The following is an 18,624-nucleotide window of genomic DNA, read 5'->3' as shown; positions in this document are numbered from 1 at the left end:
AGGAATACACTTTTATAATCGGAGAGAGATTACGTCATCACAATAAAATGACGTATAACAGGAGGATAAATGCTATGAAATTACGATACAAAAAGGCAGCTTCAAAATGGACAGAGGCACTCCCACTAGGCAATGGGCGACTTGGTGCTATGCAATTCGGCGGAGTGGAAACGGAGCTTTTACAATTAAACGAGGACACGCTATGGTCAGGAACTCCACAAACAGGAGCGAATACGAACGCCGCTGCCAAAATATCGGAAATTCGCCAGCTAATTGATGAAGAGAACTATGAAGAAGCAGAGACTTTATGTAAAGAAACGATGGGGCCTTATACACAGTCCTATATGCCGTTAGGGGACTTGAAGCTCGTTTTCCGTCATGGTGATTTAGCAACGGGCTATGAGCGAGCACTTGATTTGCAGGATGCGATCGCTTCTGTACGCTACCAAATCGGTCAGACGGAATATCGGAGAAAAAGCTTTATTTCAAATCCCGATCAGGTGCTGGTGCTCAGGCTGGAATCCAATCGTCCACAAGCGCTAAGCTTTACAGCAAGCATCGACAGTCGTCTGAAGCATCAAACGAATGTGAGCGGCGATCAATTGGCTCTTACAGGGGAGTGTCCAGCTAATGTAGATCCGAACTATTACAGAACGGACAATCCGGTAGACTATAGTGAGTCTGGGATGCTGTTTGAAGGCAGACTCGGAATACAATTGGAAGGCGGGCGTTTTTATGTGGATCAGGATGGTCTTCATGTAGAAGCAGCCGACACTGCTACGCTTATCTTCAGTGCAGCGACAAGCTTTAATGGATATGACCGCCACCCGAGACTTGACGGGAATGATCCAGCGCTATGTGCACAGCGCTATGTATCCGCTGCGTTGGAGAAATCCTACGAGGAGCTGCTTCAAGCCCATATGAAGGACTACCATTTGTTATATAATCGTGTTTCCTTTAAGCTGGGAGGCTCCGACTTGTTCGAGGGTTTGCCGACGGATGAGAGAGTTGCCAACTATGGAGCGCGTGATCTTGGGCTTATTGAGCTGCTTTTTCAATATGGAAGATATCTGCTTATTGCCAGCTCAAGACAAGGGACGCAGCCTGCGAATTTACAGGGGATTTGGAACAAGGAAGTAAGGCCGCCTTGGAGCAGTAATTATACGTTAAACATTAATGCTGAGATGAACTATTGGCTGGCGGAAACCTGCAATCTAGAGGAATGCCATGAGCCGTTTCTCGATTACATTCAAAATATGGCGAAAACCGGCGCGGCCATCGCAAGTGCTAATTATGGTCTGCGCGGCTGGGTAGCTCATCATAACAGTGATATATGGTGCCAAGCGGCGCCAGTAGGAGCCTATGGACATGGAGATCCTGGCTGGGCAAGCTGGTTTATGGCAGCTCCGTGGCTTTGCGCGCATCTGTGGGAGCATTATGAATTTGGCGGAGATATGAAGTTTCTGCAAAATAATGCATATCCGGTCATGAAGGAAGCGGCACTGTTCTGTCTGGATTGGCTTATAGAGGATAGCAGCGGCTATCTCGTGACTTCGCCATCAACATCGCCCGAGCATAAATTTATCGCTCCGAGCGGATCGAAAGCATCTGTAAGCAAGGCTGCAACGATGGATATGGTACTCATTAGAGAGCTGTTCACGAATTGTATAGCAGCTTCTGAGCGATTAAATACAGACGATGATTTCCGTCAGCAGCTGGTCTTGGCCAAAGCTCGGCTTTTCCCTTATCAGATTGGCAAGTATGGTCAACTGCAGGAGTGGTCGAGCGACTTCGAGGATGAGGATGTTCATCACCGGCATGTATCTCATTTATATGGTGTATACCCCGGCAGCGAGTTGACAGAGCGCTCCACTCCGAGCTGGTTTGCTGCGGCACAGAAAGCATTGGAGCGTCGAGGCGATGAGGGGACCGGCTGGAGCTTAGCGTGGAAGCTGAACCTATGGGCGCGCTTTGGTGATGGGAATCGGGCACATTATTTAATTGGAAATTTGCTAAGACTTGTAGACAGCGATGCAACTGGCGTGATCGGCGGTGGCGTTTATCCCAATTTATTCGATGCCCACCCACCGTTTCAGATTGACGGAAACTTTGGCTTTACAGCTGGTGTCGCGGAACTGCTGATGCAGTCGCATGAGGGGGGGATCAAGCTTTTGCCTGCTCTTCCAGATGTATGGTCTGAAGGCGAGGTGTCTGGCTTGCGTGCAAGAGGAGGCTATGAAATTAGCATGAGCTGGAGCAGCGGAAAGCTGGTGAATGTTGAGGTTTTGTCAGTAAGCGGTGGAGTGTGCCGCTTGTCTTCAGCGGCAGCGTTAAAGCTCATAGGAGAAGATGGGAATGGCAGTCGCGAGCTTGAATTCACAACGGAGTCAGGAAAGATATATTCTTTTACTACCGTATAACTACTTATAATAGGACAAAATTACAATGTTTTATTGTATTTAAGCGAAACTTTTAATGTTATCCGAGAGCTATAATAACTCTGTGTATACGAGAAAATCATAAATCGTAATAGATACAGAGAAAGCAGAGGGATATGCAATGAAGAAAATCGCAAACGGTGTATGGAAATTAAGCTTTGGCCAGCCTGAGGCTCATACGCCAGTAAGCTTGAGGAAAAATGAACTACAGGCAGGAGCACTAGAGAAGCTGAATTGTGCCGGCACAGCACCTTTTGCAGAGAATCAGATTGAAATCAAAGCAACCTCACGAGGCGTTTATATTGAAATTCCATTGGGGGCTGAAGAGCATATTTATGGCTTTGGCCTGCAGCTTCATCGTGTGGATCATACAGGAAGAAAAAAAGTCATTCGTGTGAACAGCGACCCTGTAGCGGATACAGGCGATAGTCATGCCCCGGTTCCGTTCTATGTATCGACTGCGGGCTATGGCGTGTTCGTAGATACGGCGCGTTATGCAACCTTTTATTGTGGAACGAATACGCGCAAAGGGGCATCAGCAGGAAAAAAAGATGAGCAGAAGGAAATCGGAACCTCGGAAATTGAATTGTACGGCTATCAGGCGGCGGAGGGGGATCGCACGGTAGTTGTCGATATTCCGGCTGCGGAAGGCATAGATGTTTATTTTTTTGAAGGCCCCAATATGTTGAATGCTGTGCAGCGCTACAATTTGTTCTCTGGAGGAGGCGTGCTTCCGCCTATGTGGGGGCTCGGCATGTGGTACCGCGCATACAGCGCAGCGAAGAAAGAGGATGTAACGCGACTAGCCGATCAATTCCGTGCCGATCAAATGCCGGTTGATGTATTTGGCTTCGAGCCAGGCTGGCAAACGAAAGCTTATTCTTGCTCCTTTGTGTGGGATGATGGAAGATTTCCTGATCATGAGGCAATGCTGGAAGAGCTCTACAGCAAAAATTATCGCGTGAATTTATGGGAGCATCTGTTCATTCACCCTTCATCGCCTATGTACGATGCACTGCTGCCGCATTCCGGAGATTATGAGGTATGGGAAGGACTTGTTCCTGATTTGGCTGTAAAAGAGGGCAAGGAGATTTTCGCGAACCATCATTTAACTGAATTCGTTGAGAAAGGGATCGCGGGCTTCAAGCTTGATGAATGCGACAGCTCTGACTTTGTCCATTCCAATTGGTCATTTCCTGACATCTCTAAGTTCCCGTCAGGCATGGACGGCGAACAGATGCATAACCAAATCGGTACGTTATATCAAGAAGCAATTCAAGCCCCATTTGAAGCGATTGGTCGTCGTACCTTATCTCAGGTAAGAGCATCAGGAGCACTGGCGTCATCGTTTCCATTTGTACTCTATAGTGACTTATATGACCACAAGGTGTTTATACGCGGCGTCGTGAACTGTGGCTTCTCTGGCTTGCTTTGGTCACCTGAGGTACGTCAGGCACAGTCGCCAGAGGATCTGATTCGCCGCATTCAAACTGCTGTTTTCTCGCCAATGGCGCTGCTGAATTGCTGGCGGATTCCGAATCCGCCTTGGATGCAGGTCGATCGCGACAAAAATATTAAGGGTGAGTTTCTGGATAATTACGAAGAGGTCAGAGCCATTTGCCGCTCTTTATTTGAGACTCGCATGGCGCTGATCCCTTATCTATATACAAGCTATGCAAAATACAGCATCGACGGATTACCGCCGTTCCGAGCGCTAGTTATGGATTATCCAGATGACCCGAACACGTTTGGCATCGACGATGCTTATATGATGGGTGAATCTTTGCTCGTTGCGCCACTTGTTGCTGGTGAAACCGGCCGTTCTGTTTATTTGCCAGCAGGTCGATGGCATTGTTATTGGACGAATGAGATGTATGAGGGCGGAACTGCGTATCAAATTACGGCGGACCTGACACGCATTCCGGTATTTGTGAAGGATGGGACGCTGCTGCCGCTTGCTGCTCCACTCCAAAATGTAGCTGATGATGCTGTATTTGATATCGCCTTAAAGAGCTATGGCACAGGTCTGCTCACAACTGTTCTTTATGAGGATGACGGAACGTCCTTCAGCTACCGCCAAGGGGAATACAATTGGGTTCAACTTGAGCTGGATAATGAGCTGAAGATTACCCGCAGCGGCAATTATTCAGGGAGACGTTATCATATAGGATAGCACGTATGCATTAGAATAGACTGACTTCAGCTCAAGTTGCATCTGGAAGGCTGTCTATAGTGCAGCGATGCAACATAGACACGTGGGAGCTCAATAAAGCGGCTTCTATCCTGCGAAAGTGCAGGATAGCGCCGTAGTTGGTTAGTTTGAGAATACGTTGTGGGAATAGGTGGAAGAAACTTTGAAGAACTGGTTGGAGGGTTAGTTCTACGATAGCCGTAAATGTACTCCAAGAACGAGCCCCGCTTCCTCCGCACGAAGGCTATCCTGCACATTTGCACTAACTTCGCGCTTTTCAGCCTCTCCGAGCTGCCTATCCTGCACGAATGCATTAGAATAGACTGATTTCAGCTCAAGAAGCACCTGCAAGGCTGTCTATAGTGCAGCGGTGCAACATAGACATGTTGGAGCTCGATAAAGCGGCTTCTATCCTGCTAAAGTGCAGGATAGAAGCCGTAGTTGGATTAGTTGGAGAGCACGTTGGAGGACTAGGTGGTGGGTTAGTTCGACAATAGTCAAAAATTCACTCCGAGCACGAACCCCGCTTCCTCCATACGGAGGCTATCCTGCACATTTGCACTAACTTCGCGCTTTTCATTCCCTCTGTGCTGCCTATCCTGCACGTATGCATTAGAATAGACTGACTTCAGCTCAAGATACACCTATAAGGATGTCTATCGTGCTGGAGTGCAACATAGACACGTGGGAGCTCAATAAAGCGGCTTCTATCCTGCTAAAGTGCAGGATAGCGCCGTAGTTGGGTTAGTTGGAGAGCACGTTGGAGGACTCGGTGGTGGGTTAGTTCGACAATAGTCAAAAATTCACTCCGAGCACGAACCCCGCTTCCTCCATACGGAGGCTATCCTGCACATTTGCACTAACTTCGCGCTTTTCAGTCTCTCTGTGCTGCCTATCCTGCACGAATGCAACAGAATAGACTGACTTCAGCTCAAGATACACCTGCAAGGCTGTCTATAGTGCAGCGATGCAACATAGACACGTGGGAGCTCGATAAAGCGGCTTCTATCCTGCTAAAGTGCAGGATAGAAGCCGCAGTTGGGTTAGTTGGAAGAAACGTTGAAGAACTGGTTGGAGGGTAAGTTCTACGATAGCCGTAAATGTACTCCAAGAACGAACCCCACTTCCTCCGCACGGAGGCTATCCTGCACATTTGCACTAACTACGCGCTTTTCAGCCTCTCTGAGCTGCCTATCCTGCACGTATGCATTAGAATAGACTAATTTCAGCTCAAGATGCACCTGCAAGGCTGTCTATAGTGCAGCGATGCAACATAGACACGTGGGAGCTCGATAAAGCGGCTTCTATCCTGCTAAAGTGCAGGATAGCGCCGTAGTTGGGTTAGTTGGAGAGCCTGTTGGGGGACTAGTTGGAAGAAACGTTGAAGAACTGGTTGGAGGGTTAGTACTACGATAGCCGTAAATGTACTCCAAGAACGAACCCCGCTTCCTCCGCACGGAGGCTATCCTGCACATTTGCACTAACCACCGCCTTGAAGATCCCATTCGCTATTGTCCTGTGATTGCCTATAAGACTTATTCGCCTGTTCTCCGATTAAGATAACATCCCTAGATTCAATTGAACAGAAGGCACTTTATTGTATTATCGTATCAATTCAGTACGATAGGAACATTATTGAAACTATAAAAAAGACCATTATATAATGGAGAGACAAGAAGAAACCGTAGGGGAACTAGCTTATCGATCGTCATTTTGAAGATGGTAGTCTGACCCGGTTATTTCCCACACTACCGTCAACGCCCCCCGCGCCTGATCTCCCGTGATGACGATACGCACTGTGGAAGGGGCATTCACCCGATAAGCGATCTGTGGTTCGCCGCCTCGCGTAACGTTCTCATACGTCCCGCCTTTGGCGTCCAAATGTGTACCGTAGCCGCCATCGGTGACCTGCCAGTTCATATAATAGGATAACGTCTGCCCTGCTTCGAGTTTGACTGGAATCTCTTTATGCCCATGAAAATATGCGAATTCCGCTTGATAGCCATCGGCGGTTCTTGTTTCTGTCCACTGCTTGGTCACCGTGAAATCGGTTAGGGAGATGTAGAGAGCCACGGCCAGCAGAAGTAGTGCCGCAGTTGCGCTGTAGGGCCACCGGCTGCGAAATAGTTGAGTCGCAGCGAGAAACGCCAGCGCACAGATTATACCGTAAAGGCCGGCAATCAAACTCAAGACCCATTGGCCCGGAAACCAGAACCAAAAAGGCACATACCCTCCGAGCATATAAAGCAGGACGGTAAGTGCCTTTTTGGCAGGACCGGCCTTGCACTTGCAGAGCACCGCGTCCGCAAGAGCAGAGAAAAGAACGGCATAGCCATAAATAGACCCCCAAAGCGGCATCTGCCGAGTTATCTCCGACATCTCGTAGAGTCGAAATCCGCCCACTATAACGAGAAAGGCGAGAAATACAAGACCAGCAGCCGTTAGTTTTGAGGCCGCATAAGCTGCAACCTGAGACCATCTTGGCAATGTCATAATGTCTCCTCCTCAAATTCTTCTTGCTTCAAGCGTAACAGCAAGTTCATCTGCCGGGCAGTTCTAACTTTTATAGAACCTACCGCCTGTCGAAAAACAGAACAACAGCAGTACAGCAATATATCAACATTTTCAAGCATGAAATCAACACATATGCCACCTCCATCACGATATAATCAAGGAAACTTAATGGAGGGTGATCAAATGAGTACTGCGTATTGGAATGAAATTATGGATCGTCTTGATCATAAAGTGACTCGAACGATTTCCCAAATGGGCGATAAATGTCCTCATTTCGCTGGAGAAGACGGGAAATATGACGATATTGGCTCGGATTGGTGGACCACCGGCTTTTGGCCAGGCATGCTTTGGGTGATGTATGACATGACTGGCAAGGAGCATTATAAAGAAGCCGCATGGCGCTGGGATGGAGAGCTTGAACAGTGGTTTATCAAACCAACGGTAGAAATGCATCATGACGTGGGCTTTCAATTTCTATCAACGGCAGTCATTAAGCATACGATTACAGGCGATGAGGATGCTTTTCGTCGTGGAATTGAAGCAGCGAACTTCTTAGCGGCTAGATATAATCCAGTGGGTAAATTCATTCGTGCTTGGAATGAAGATAAATACGGCTGGGTGATCATTGATTGTATGCTCAATATTTCACTTCTCTTCTGGGCAAGCAAAGTGACCGGTGATCCACGCTATAAGCATATGGCAATCGCTCATGCAGAAACGACGATGCAGCATGGTATTCGCGAGGATGGTTCAACCAAGCATATTATATCCTTCGATGCGGAGACAGGAGACTATATTGAAAACTTCGGTGGACAAGGCCTTTCTGCAGAGTCATCGTGGAGCCGCGGTACGTCGTGGGGAATATATGGCTTCATTAATACGTATCGATATACTGGCGATATTCGTTTTCTAAATACGGCCAAGCGGATCGCGCATTACTTTATTGCAGCACTTCCAGAGGATCACGTACCGTATTCCGACTTCCGTTTTGAATCGCTTGAGGGACGTTTGCGCGATAGCTCAGCAGCAGCGATTGCCGCTTCAGGCTTGCTGGAAATAGCGGCGGTCGTTCCAGAAGGCGAAAAAAACCTATATGCTGGCGCGGCCGAGCGTATTCTGCGCTCTCTTACTGAAAATTATGCAACCTGGGATAACCCGGATCATGAGGCTATTTTGCTGCATGGCACTGGCAGTGTCTCTAGCGGAATTGGCAGCTCGCTCATCTATGGCGATTATTATTACCTAGAAGCTGTTGCGAAGCTGAACGGCTGGAAGAACCGAGTTTATTAGAACAAAGAAGCCTTTCCTCAAATAGGAGGAGAGGCTTCTTTTGTGCCTCCAGCACAGTGTTATGCTCATTCTGCTGCATAATTACAATGTAGCCATCTGAAACGGCTCTCATGTGAGCTTTCTATTGTACAAAGTACAGTCTACCCTTCAGAACGATCTTCTCGCGCAGCATAAGACCGCCACTAAGAAAACAGAATTACTATGCATTGGAGACTGATGAACGAAAAACATTCAGAAGAAGAGGGCTGTCGGCAATGTCATTAAGTTAAGCTCAAAGACAAGATCGGGAATAAAAATGGATCCGAGACGGCATGGGAAAAAGTCCTGTGCCGTTTCTTTTTTGGTGCAAGCAAGGAAAAATGCGTACAGCAAACAAAGCGGATGGAAGATCCGCTTAAAAAAGTGTTCATGTGAACGGAATTATGCTACCCTGTAGACGAAGCTAACAGCTGATCTGGAGCGGATTTTGCGCGTATTCTGCTGCCCTGGGCGAATGGGTCGAATCGGCAAAATGTTTTTACGAATCAGCGCTTCAACATCTGACGGGAGTTCATCATCCCTTGAGCGCAGGAAATGTCTACAAACGTGGACGGCAACCGTGAAGTTGACTTGGTAGGCGTGCCGTTTATCCATTTGCGAAATGACGACGTGCGAGGTCATCATTTCAGCGAAATTGTACAGGATCATTCTTGCGAAAATCTCTTGGATGATGGACTCCCGTTTCTTTGCGTGAAAATTCGTCAAACCGACGGTGTATTTTAATGCCCGGAAAGAGGTTTCAATGCCCCATCGCATGTGATAAATGGACCCCAGTTCATCGGGTGGGAAATCAGCAGCAGAAAGATTCGTTATGACGGTTTCATAATCGCCACTCGGCAGGATGAAACGAACAACCCGAAAGGAAATCGGGTAAAACAAGTTCTCCTGCAAATCCAAAAAATCAAAGGTAGACGTGGAAGGGACGAATCTGTAAATTTCGGGATGAGCCTTAACCTCTTTGGTTTGTTTTTTGGTGAGCGTCAGATGAACGTCAATATCAAACGCTCCGCTAGCGGGCAGGCGCAAGCCCGAAAGAATACCATTGGAATCCAAATCCTTTACCCGTATGACGTAGTTCCACCCTTTGCGTTCAAGATGCGCGAAATTGTTGTAGCTTTCATAACCTCGATCGGCAATTACAATGGTTTTGCCTTGGATAGAGGAACGGTCCACCATAGCCGCCAGCGCCCTTCCCTCGTTGCACAACCTTCGTGGCTGAACAATAGCATCCACGTAAAGTCGGTTGCAGAGGTCATAGGCTGCGTTCAAATGTAGAAGGTTATAGCCTTTCGTGTTCGGCTGACTTTGAAAATAGGTGTCCGTATCCGTAGAATCCGTTGCGATATGCAAATCCGAACCGTCAACGGCAAGCAAGCGATACCCTCGGTAGTCCTTGATAGCCGTATACGACTCTGTAAATGCGTGAAACAAAAATTCCACAGCAGATGGCAAGATTTTATTCCGCTGCTGGACAAAAGCAGAAGTAGTTGCGGTATTTACGTTATAGCCCTGCGATTCCAAGAGCTCCTTATAGATGCTGTTTCCACCCATTGCGATCAGGAGTTGCATAACCGTTTCAAAGGATAGCTTTTTCATTCGGGTAAAATCTTTTTCAGGGTTTTTGACATAAGGTGCTGGTGCGGCTGACATTTCTCGTATGAGAGATGTCAGCGTTTTTTTTAGCGAATTCGCGTACTCATTCATTGGCGTAACCTCCTCGTTTTTCCAAGAGGCTTCGCCACACACTTCCATCTACTTGTCAAGTTCTATTTTTCTTTTTCGCACAAAAAAAGAGCAGGCTATCTTTTCGATAACCTGCTCTTTTTCTTCATTTTTGGTCCTGCGCCTTAACTTAATGACATTGGGGCTGTCGGCCTTTCTTTTGTCTGTAAAGATTACTTTATGGTACATCATGAAAAAACACCGATGGCGATGTATTCAAATCTTACATACTGTTCGGTGATGAGAAGTATGGCGTGAACAAAGATTACGCTCGCGCTGCTTGGAGCTGTGCCGAGGCGCTCGAACATGGCTGGGACTGGAATGGCGAGGATAAATGGCCTTTTCTCCCAACAGCTTCGCAAGATCCAAGTAGATTTATTTGTGATAGCATTCATGCGTTATAGCTTTGATTTACTTTTTTTTACATTGACACCACTTAAAAGAGGATATATATTAATTGAGGTTGATTATCATTATCGCATCATATGAAGGATCTTTTCTAAGCTGCATTATCGCATCATAATTGATATTCTTTTACCCAGCAAAGCACCAGCTAAAAAAATATTTTATGATAAGGAAGGTACACAAATGAACACAAAAAGAAAGTTCCCATTAACTACATTATTCATTTTCTTAGTGCTTGTAATAGCGCTAGCAGGTTGTGGCAATAACTCATCCAATTCGGAGCCTTCATCCTCTCCGGCTGCAACTGAAACGGCAAGCACTGAAACTCCTGCAACAGAAGCTCCAGCTTCCCAAGAATATCCGATCGTAATCAAGCATGCTCTTGGAGAAACGGTAATTGAAAGCAAGCCCGAACGTGTGGCCACTGTCCAATGGGCGAATCACGATGTCGCACTTGCGCTTGGTGTTGTTCCTGTAGGCTTCTCGGCAGCGAACTTCGGCGTTCAGGATGGCAGCGGCCTCTTGCCTTGGACAGCTAAAAAGCTTGATGAACTCGGCGTAAAGGATCCTAATGTGTTTCAGGATACGGACGGCCTTGATTTTGAGGCTATTTCAGATTCCAACCCGGACGTCATTCTTGCCGCTTACTCCGGCATAACTCAGGAAGACTACAATCTGCTTAGCGAAATCGCTCCGGTTGTGCCTTATCCAACAGCTCCTTGGGCAACTACATGGCGCGAGCAAGTTATGTTAAATGCAACAGGAATGGGCATGACAGCGGAAGGCGAACTACTTATCAAGAGCACTGAGGAAATGGTTAACGAAAAGCTAAGCAAATATCCTCAGATTCAAGGCAAAAAAGTCGTTTGGGTCAATTTCTCGGCTACAGATATGTCGAAATTGCATATTTATACTCCTGTAGATTCCCGTGTCTCTTTCTTGTACGAGCTAGGAATGGTTTATCCTGAAAGCATTACGGAGCAAATTACTGATCCTAACAGCTACTCTTTAAGTTTAAGCGCTGAGAATGTCGAGTCTCTATACGATGCAGACTTATTCGTTGGATATGGGAATGACGAACTGTATCAAGCGATTAAGGCTGACACACTGCTTGGCAAAATCCCTGCGATTGCCAGAGGTTCCGTTGCCTTTATTGATAGCGATACACCATTGGTAGCAGCTGGAACTCCAAACCCGCTTTCAATCGCTTATACCATTGATGATTACCTTGCATTAATAGGAGGAGCTATTGATAAAATAAATGAATAGTTCTTCAGTTTCCAAAAACAAACAGCCAACCTCGCCTATTCCGGGCAATTTTACGACTGTTCTTGTCATTTGTATGGTCTTGCTCGGCGTATGTGTGGTTGCTTCTCTGGTCTTGGGCTCTCGGGTCGTAAGGTTTAATGAACTGATGGACGGATTATTCCACGCAGACATTGATTCCTTCGGGGCTAATGTAGTTCGCAAGAGAATATCTCGCACCGTATTTTGTTTATTATGCGGTGCGGCGCTTGGGGTTTCTGGGGCAATCATGCAATCGGTTACCCGTAATCCACTTGCTGACCCAAGTATACTGGGAGTCAACACAGGGGCAGCCTTGTTTGTCGTTTTCGGTATTGCGTTCTTGAACATTAGCAGTGCTAATGAATATATTTGGCTTGCTTTAGCCGGAGCTGCGATTACTGCAGTGTTCGTATTTGGAATCGGCTCAATGGGGCGTGGCGGAGCCACGCCCATAAAGCTAGTTTTGGCGGGGGCAGCCACAACCGCCGCACTTTCTTCTCTGGTCACAGCCATCTTGATTCCGCGCTCCTATGTTATGGATCAGTTCAGGTTCTGGCAAGTGGGAAGCGTCGGCTCGGCAACCTGGAGCTCTATTACTACTTTTATTCCGTTTCTGATAGTTGGATTACTAATCGCCTTTTTGGCTGCTCCGGCACTGAATGCATTGGCACTGGGAGATGAGGTTGCGACCGGACTGGGCGTTCACACAGGAACACTGCGGTTTATTGCAGCTTTTGCTGGCGTTGTTCTATGTGGGGCGGCTACTGCGCTCGCGGGCCCGATTGGTTTTATTGGGCTTTTGTCCACTCATGTCATCCGCCTCATTCTTGGACCCGATCTGCGTTTGGTTATTCCAATGTCAGCTATTGCAGGAGCGATCATTTTGACGGTATCAGATGTATGCGGCAGGCTCATCGGCCATCCGGGAGAGCTTGAGGTCGGTGTAGTTACAGCATTTGTAGGAGCTCCAATACTAATCATATTAGCTATGAGATCGAAAGTGCGTTCATTATGACAAATCATACTATTGAATTTATTATGGCGGGGAGACGTCAAAGACTTCGCCGCTGGATGCTTATCACTGGATTTCTTACCCTCTTGGCATGCGCGCTATGCTGCACTATGCTCCTACTTGGAAACACGATTTATCCGGTTAAGGAAGTGATTCGAGCCCTTTCGGGAGAGCAGCTCAAAGGCGTGTCGTTTGCCGTGAATACCATACGTTTACCGCGAATGCTGGCTGGTCTCTTCGCGGGATTTGCTTTCGGCATTGCTGGTTACGTCTTCCAGACCATGCTGCGCAACCCCCTTGCGAACCCGAATGTCATCGGTATTACCTCCGGCTCCAGCGCGGCAGCTGTTTTTTGCATAACCATACTTCATTCGAACAAAGCCATTATTTCCATTGCTTCGGTAGTTGCTGGTCTTAGCACAGTCATCATCATGTATCTCTTATCCAGAGGCAAGTCGTTTTCGATCGGGCGATTAATTCTAATCGGAATAGGCATACAGGCTATGCTTGACGCTGTAATATCCTACCTTATACTGGTTAGCGCACAACAAGATATTCCTTCAGCGCTTAGATGGCTGGGAGGCAGCCTCAATGGCTCTCAGATGAATCAGCTCCCGCCTCTTGTAATAGCGGTTATTTTCTTTACACCTATCGTTATCGTGCTGGGAAAACATCTAAGTATTCTGGAGCTTGGAGAACAATCAGCTTCTTCTCTTGGCGTGAACACGGACAGGACAAGAATTGCCCTTATCGTGAGCTCCGTCGTCATGATCGCTATTGCTACTGCTACCACAGGTCCAATTGCTTTTGTCTCCTTCCTTGCGGGACCGATCGCGAAAAGACTGGTCGGAGTTGGCTTCTCGAACGTCATTCCGGCGGGACTTGTTGGCGTTAATTTGGTGTTGGCGGCAGATCTAATCGGACAATTTGCTTTTGAGTACAGATTCCCTGTAGGCATCATTACCGGATTACTCGGAGCGCCTTATCTGATCTTCTTGTTAATCCGAATGAATCGAAAGGGAGAATTCTAATGAAACCGACCCATATTTTTCAAGCCGAACAATTAGTAGCGGGCTATGAGAATAAAACGGTTATTCACGGTGTAGGCCTTGTCATACCTAGCAATAAAATAAGCGTGATTATTGGATCAAATGGCTGCGGAAAGTCTACGCTTCTGAAAACACTGGCCAGGCTGATCAAACCCATATCCGGAAAAATTACGCTTGACGGAAGGCCGCTCGGCAAAATTCCATCCAAACAATTGGCCCGAGTAGTAGGATTGCTACCACAATCCCCCATTGTGCCGGAAGGAATTTCTGTAGCGGATTTGGTTGGACGAGGCAGGTTTCCGCACCAATCCATGTTCGGTGGATGGACAAAAAAGGATTATGAGGCCGTTGCCGAAGCGATGAGCCTTATGGATATCACTCAGTTTGCCAATCATAATATCGATGAGCTTTCAGGTGGTCAACGGCAGCGCGTCTGGATTGCAATGGCTCTGGCCCAACAAACGGATATCTTGTTTCTCGATGAACCAACAACCTTTTTAGATATCACCTATCAAGTCGAGATTCTTGACCTGCTCACTGACCTTAACCGCAAACATGGAACTACAATTGTAATGGTGCTGCACGATATAAACTTGTCCGCGCGTTATGCAGACCATATTTTCGCGCTTCATCAAGGAATGCTCGTCACTGAGGGCGAGCCGGCAGAGGTTATTACGAGTACAATGATTAAAGACATTTTCGGGCTTGATTGCACGGTAATAAAAGACCCCATTTCGGGATCACCTTTGGTCGTGCCAAAAGGAAGATATCATGTTAATGCAGAATATACTTCTTGAAAAAGGACTATTACTCTTATTGACAAGATCGTTTATAAGGAAATACAAAGCAACGGCCAGCGCTATGGGGTGATCAAGTCCCAAATGCTGGTCTTTTTCATGTTCTTTGCCGGTCTTGGTGAGAGTCATTAAATATTAATCCTTCGACAAGAATATACATTTAATTCAATTTTTTACCAGTATACTAGTAGAGGCTAATTTTTGCATCTATGAAAATAATTTATAAAGTGAGGTTGAAACTGTGAAGAAAATGTATTCCGCACGGGGAAAATGGATTTTTAACTTATTATTGGTGCTTGTGGTTGTCATGCTGCCAATGCATGCTTTTGCTGCGGGCGGCGCGACAGGGCCCATCATTGCAAACGTATCTCCGACAAACCAAGCGACGGTGTATACGTCCATGCCAACGATTACAGCTAATTTACGGGATACTGGTTCAGGAATTGATGGCGCTACTATTCAAGTGAAAGTGAATGGAGTTCCGGCACCTTTCCAGGTCGACAGCAGCACTGGAATTTTGGCGGCGGCGACACAAGGCTTGCCTAACGGCACGTATCAGTTGACGGTCGATGTTTCTGATGAAGATGGAAACCCGGCAGAGCAGTGGAAATCAACGTTTAATGTATTGGTTGATGCTGGGGCGGGCAAGATCGAGTATCTTGCGCTAGGAGATTCCTTAGCAGCAGGCATGACACCGTACAAATCAATAGGTCTCAGCTATACCGATACGCTTGCTGAGTATATTCACAGCTTTGGTTATTTGGGCGAATTCAATAAAAACCATACTTATCCAGGATATACGACTCAGGATGTGCTGAACGATATTAAGAATAATGTTGCCGCTCCGAACGGGAAAACCATTAAGCAAAATATAGCGAGCGCAGACGTCATTACGTTGGACATTGGGGTAAACGATCTTCTAAGTCAGTTAAGTCCTACTTATACAATAGATCCGGCTATAGTACCAGGATTAATTGAGCAGGCGGGCATGAATACTGGACTTATTGTTGCAGCAATCAAGCAGCTGAACCCAACCGTAAATGTATATCTTATGGGCTATTATGACGCGTTTCATAATTTTCCATTTCCTATTCTTCAGAAACAGGAGTTTGCAGTTGTATTGAATTATCTAAACCAGACACTGGCAGGTGTGGCTGCGCAAACAGGAGCAATATTCGTGTCTACTGGAGAGGCTATTGCTGCAGATTATGCGAACCATTTGCCTAACTCTATGGATATTCATCCAAGCGAGCTAGGCTATAAGGCGATCGCAGATGCTTTTTGGAATGTAATGAAGAACTCTTATGTATGGCCGCTCGATAGCACGCTGACGGCTGCGAGCATTGATTCATCAAGTCTCACTTTGAATTGGACACCAGCTAACGGCGGTGCTGATTATAAAATTTTTAATGGTGAAGCAGAAGCAGCTACAGTATCCGGAAGTGTATATAAAGTAACGGGGTTATCAGCGGATACCTTCTATACGTTTAAAGTAGAGGCGAAGCTCCCGAATGGAATATGGACCACTAATGGGCCGACCATAACAGCAAAAACAACGGCTGTGGGCTCCTCAAGTGGCAATACGAATACGAATACGGTTCCTAAAGCCAATGAACTAACGGCGAAAGAAATAAACGATCTTATTGCTTCTGCTGGCACATCAGCGGTAATTGCGATTGATGTGACAGGGACTGAGCCTCTTCTTTTACCTAGCAATGTAGGTGAGCTTCTGCAGCAAGCTAATAAAGCACTGCTCTTGAAAGCGAGTGGACAATCTATAACGATTCCATTCTCCGTCCTAAATGAGCTTAATCAATTAGGCAGTGGCGATGAATGGGAAAATGCTAAGCTGCAAATAACATTTAAGGAAGTACAAGATTCAACGGATGACGACTTGGTGAAGGCTGCTAATCTTGCAAGCGGAGCTTCAATTAAACAAAATGGTCAGCTGTATGAGCTTGATTTTACGTTAGTGTCCACAACAGGGAAGACGATTCGTTTGGATCGTTTTAATGAGCCTATTACTTTACGTTACACACTTGTTTCTGACAATACGGATACGAATCTATTAGGCATTTATTATCTCAATGAGAGCTTGAAGCAATGGGAGTACGTTGGAGGAGAGATAGGGAATAGCAAAACATCAATCGAGACAGCTTTAACGCATAATTCCAAATACGCTGTCCTTGAATACACAAAAACGTATGCGGATGTGCCTGCGACGCACTGGGCGTATCAAACGATTCAAAGATTAAGTGCGATTCATGTGATCGAGGGTGTAAATAGTGAGCAGTTTATTCCTACTCAAACGACGACTCGGGCACAATTTGTCACTATGCTCGTTCGCGCTCTTGGCATTCAATCTACGGAAGCGAAGGTGTCCTTTACTGATGTTGCTGAAGGAGCTTGGTATGCTGAAGCCATCGCAGCAGCTGTTCAATCCGGAATTATAAAAGGCCTCGATGAAAATCATTTTGCGCCAAATGCTACGATTACTCGTGAACAAATGGCTATACTGCTCGTTAGAGCCTATGAATACAAAACAGGAAACCTGCTTGACACGAGTGACTTGCTGCTCCAGTATACGGATGCTGCGCAAGTAACCTCATGGGCACAAGCAGAAGTGAATAAAGCACTCGGTGCTGGACTTATGCAAGGGCCGGATAAGAATACATTTGCTCCAAATGGCTTAACGGTTCGCGCTGAAGCTGCACAAGCGATCTATAATCTGCTTGGAAAATAAATATTGCTGAGCAGAAAGAGGATGTCCCACAGCATCAATCATAGGTGTGCATTACATTCTTGAACATTGGAATAAGTGAATATTTGAATGACAAAGGAGCTAAGCGATTTGAATCTGCTTAGCTTCTTTGTTTTTGGCGTCCACATTTGCATTAGTCAGCAAGGTTCTACTGTACTTTTTACAGCAGAAACCTTACATGAGCAGCCAGTCGCACGCAGTAAGTAGCGCTGCTGTAACGTATCTTCGCCAGCGACTATTCCTTCACAGCGCCAATAACAATCCCTTTGACGAAGAAGCGCTGCAGGAATGGATAGACGAGTAGAATTGGCAAAGCCCCGATGAAGATTTGGGAAGCACGAATCGTGCGCTGAGACAGATTGGCTACCATCGATGGATCGAACTTTGTCATATCCGCCTGTACGATAATCGTCTGCAGAAAGCTCGCAAGCGGAAGGTTCATCGATTCTTTAATATAAATTAATCCGTCAAAATAAGCGTTCCAATGTCCAACCATCGTAAACAGCGAAATCGTCGCGATGGCGGGCATGGAAATCGGCAAGTAAATGGAAACAAAGCTGCGCAAATGGTTGGCTCCGTCAATAAAGGCAGCTTCTTCAAGCTCCTTAGGCACCGTTCGGAAGAAGTTCAAGAGCAGAATAATGTTGTAAACCGAGATCATCACTGGAAGAATAAGCGCCATTAGCGTATCCATGAGCCCAAGCTTAAGAATTAGAATATAGTTTGGAATGAGACCGCCGCTGAACAGCATCGTTACGACGAAGTACCATAGATAAATATTTCGCGCCCGAAAAATACGCGTATCTTTGGAAAGGGCAAAAGCAGCAACGGCATTCACAAGCATCGCAAGCGCCGTTCCAATAATGGTCCGCTGTACAGACACCCACAGAGAAGACAGGAAGTTGGCGTTGTTGAATGTTTTGGCATAAGCCTCCATTGTAAAGCCGATCGGCCAGAAAGTGACGAGTCCGGCATTGGCTGGAGCGGAAGAGCTTAAGGATACCATGAGCAGGTGAACGAGCGGCAGCAGGCACAGGATTGAGATCGCAGTGAGCAGAACATTGTTGAATATGCTGAATATGCGGTAAGGCAGTGTTTTATGGTACATGAGCAGTCACC

Annotated in this window: 11 protein-coding genes; 8 read left to right on the top strand and 3 right to left on the bottom strand. The window is 46.5% G+C overall.

Annotation, left to right across the window (positions count from 1 at the left end):
• The first annotated feature begins 74 nt into the window (after positions 1 to 74).
• Positions 75 to 2,420, top strand: a complete 2,346-nt coding sequence (locus MHI37_RS24335; protein WP_076340101.1) for a glycoside hydrolase family 95 protein — start codon at positions 75 to 77, stop codon at positions 2,418 to 2,420.
• Positions 2,421 to 2,559: 139 nt separating this feature from the next.
• Entirely contained in the window at positions 2,560 to 4,611 is a 2,052-nt protein-coding gene (locus MHI37_RS24330; RefSeq protein ID WP_076340100.1) for a TIM-barrel domain-containing protein, read from the top strand.
• Between the two features lie 1,716 nt (positions 4,612 to 6,327).
• On the opposite strand, the gene MHI37_RS24325 is transcribed toward MHI37_RS24330, so the two are convergent.
• Entirely contained in the window at positions 6,328 to 7,122 is a 795-nt protein-coding gene (locus tag MHI37_RS24325; RefSeq protein WP_076340170.1) for a hypothetical protein, read from the bottom strand.
• Positions 7,123 to 7,326: 204 nt separating this feature from the next.
• On the opposite strand from MHI37_RS24325, the gene MHI37_RS24320 reads away from it, so the two are divergent.
• Positions 7,327 to 8,433 carry a glycoside hydrolase family 88 protein gene (locus tag MHI37_RS24320; protein ID WP_076340169.1) on the top strand — a complete coding sequence of 369 codons (1,107 nt, stop codon included), beginning with the start codon at positions 7,327 to 7,329 and terminating at the stop codon, positions 8,431 to 8,433.
• A gap of 420 nt (positions 8,434 to 8,853) precedes the next feature.
• On the opposite strand, the gene MHI37_RS24315 is transcribed toward MHI37_RS24320, so the two are convergent.
• A complete protein-coding gene (locus MHI37_RS24315) occupies positions 8,854 to 10,176 on the bottom strand; it encodes an IS4 family transposase (RefSeq protein ID WP_076339676.1) in 1,323 nt (440 codons plus the stop codon).
• Between the two features lie 606 nt (positions 10,177 to 10,782).
• Here MHI37_RS24315 and MHI37_RS24310 point away from each other — a divergent pair.
• The 5 genes from MHI37_RS24310 (at position 10,783) to MHI37_RS24290 (ending at position 17,487) form a co-directional block, all read left to right on the top strand.
• Positions 10,783 to 11,868, top strand: coding sequence for an ABC transporter substrate-binding protein (locus MHI37_RS24310; protein WP_076339675.1), 1,086 nt, complete (start codon positions 10,783 to 10,785; stop codon positions 11,866 to 11,868).
• Positions 11,861 to 12,901: an iron ABC transporter permease gene (locus MHI37_RS24305; RefSeq protein ID WP_076339674.1), complete on the top strand. Its 1,041-nt coding sequence runs from the start codon at positions 11,861 to 11,863 to the stop codon at positions 12,899 to 12,901. Before MHI37_RS24310 ends, MHI37_RS24305 begins: the two co-directional genes overlap by 8 nt.
• Positions 12,898 to 13,929: an iron chelate uptake ABC transporter family permease subunit gene (locus MHI37_RS24300; protein ID WP_076339673.1), complete on the top strand. Its 1,032-nt coding sequence runs from the start codon at positions 12,898 to 12,900 to the stop codon at positions 13,927 to 13,929. The genes MHI37_RS24305 and MHI37_RS24300 overlap by 4 nt, the downstream gene beginning before the upstream one ends.
• Positions 13,929 to 14,744 (top strand): ABC transporter ATP-binding protein, encoded by an 816-nt coding sequence (locus tag MHI37_RS24295; RefSeq protein ID WP_076339672.1) that lies wholly within the window; start codon positions 13,929 to 13,931, stop codon positions 14,742 to 14,744. The genes MHI37_RS24300 and MHI37_RS24295 overlap by 1 nt, the downstream gene beginning before the upstream one ends.
• A 250-nt stretch (positions 14,745 to 14,994) precedes the next feature.
• A complete protein-coding gene (locus MHI37_RS24290; RefSeq protein WP_256710707.1) occupies positions 14,995 to 17,487 on the top strand; it encodes an S-layer homology domain-containing protein in 2,493 nt (830 codons plus the stop codon).
• Between the two features lie 253 nt (positions 17,488 to 17,740).
• Here MHI37_RS24290 and MHI37_RS24285 read toward each other — a convergent pair whose 3' ends face one another.
• Positions 17,741 to 18,613, bottom strand: a complete 873-nt coding sequence (locus tag MHI37_RS24285) for a carbohydrate ABC transporter permease (RefSeq protein ID WP_076339670.1) — start codon at positions 18,611 to 18,613, stop codon at positions 17,741 to 17,743.
• Between the last annotated feature and the right edge of the window lie 11 nt (positions 18,614 to 18,624).

The organism is Paenibacillus sp. FSL H8-0548 (assembly GCF_038630985.1).
GTDB lineage: Bacteria > Bacillota > Bacilli > Paenibacillales > Paenibacillaceae > Pristimantibacillus.
Note: the sequence above shows the minus strand (reverse complement) of the source record. Positions and strands in the feature narration are given on the sequence as shown.

Bases quoted from the DNA above. Each gene is read 5' to 3' on its own strand.
- MHI37_RS24305 (WP_076339674.1), top strand. From the start codon at position 11,861: ATGAATAGTTCTTCAGTTTCCAAAAACAAACAGCCAACCTCGCCTATT.
- MHI37_RS24295 (WP_076339672.1), top strand. From the start codon at position 13,929: ATGAAACCGACCCATATTTTTCAAGCCGAACAATTAGTAGCGGGCTAT.
- MHI37_RS24290 (WP_256710707.1), top strand. From the start codon at position 14,995: ATGTATTCCGCACGGGGAAAATGGATTTTTAACTTATTATTGGTGCTT.
- MHI37_RS24285 (WP_076339670.1), bottom strand. From the start codon at position 18,613: ATGTACCATAAAACACTGCCTTACCGCATATTCAGCATATTCAACAAT.
- MHI37_RS24320 (WP_076340169.1), top strand. From the start codon at position 7,327: ATGAGTACTGCGTATTGGAATGAAATTATGGATCGTCTTGATCATAAA.
- MHI37_RS24335 (WP_076340101.1), top strand. From the start codon at position 75: ATGAAATTACGATACAAAAAGGCAGCTTCAAAATGGACAGAGGCACTC.
- MHI37_RS24330 (WP_076340100.1), top strand. From the start codon at position 2,560: ATGAAGAAAATCGCAAACGGTGTATGGAAATTAAGCTTTGGCCAGCCT.
- MHI37_RS24300 (WP_076339673.1), top strand. From the start codon at position 12,898: ATGACAAATCATACTATTGAATTTATTATGGCGGGGAGACGTCAAAGA.
- MHI37_RS24310 (WP_076339675.1), top strand. From the start codon at position 10,783: ATGAACACAAAAAGAAAGTTCCCATTAACTACATTATTCATTTTCTTA.
- MHI37_RS24315 (WP_076339676.1), bottom strand. From the start codon at position 10,176: ATGAATGAGTACGCGAATTCGCTAAAAAAAACGCTGACATCTCTCATA.
- MHI37_RS24325 (WP_076340170.1), bottom strand. From the start codon at position 7,122: ATGACATTGCCAAGATGGTCTCAGGTTGCAGCTTATGCGGCCTCAAAA.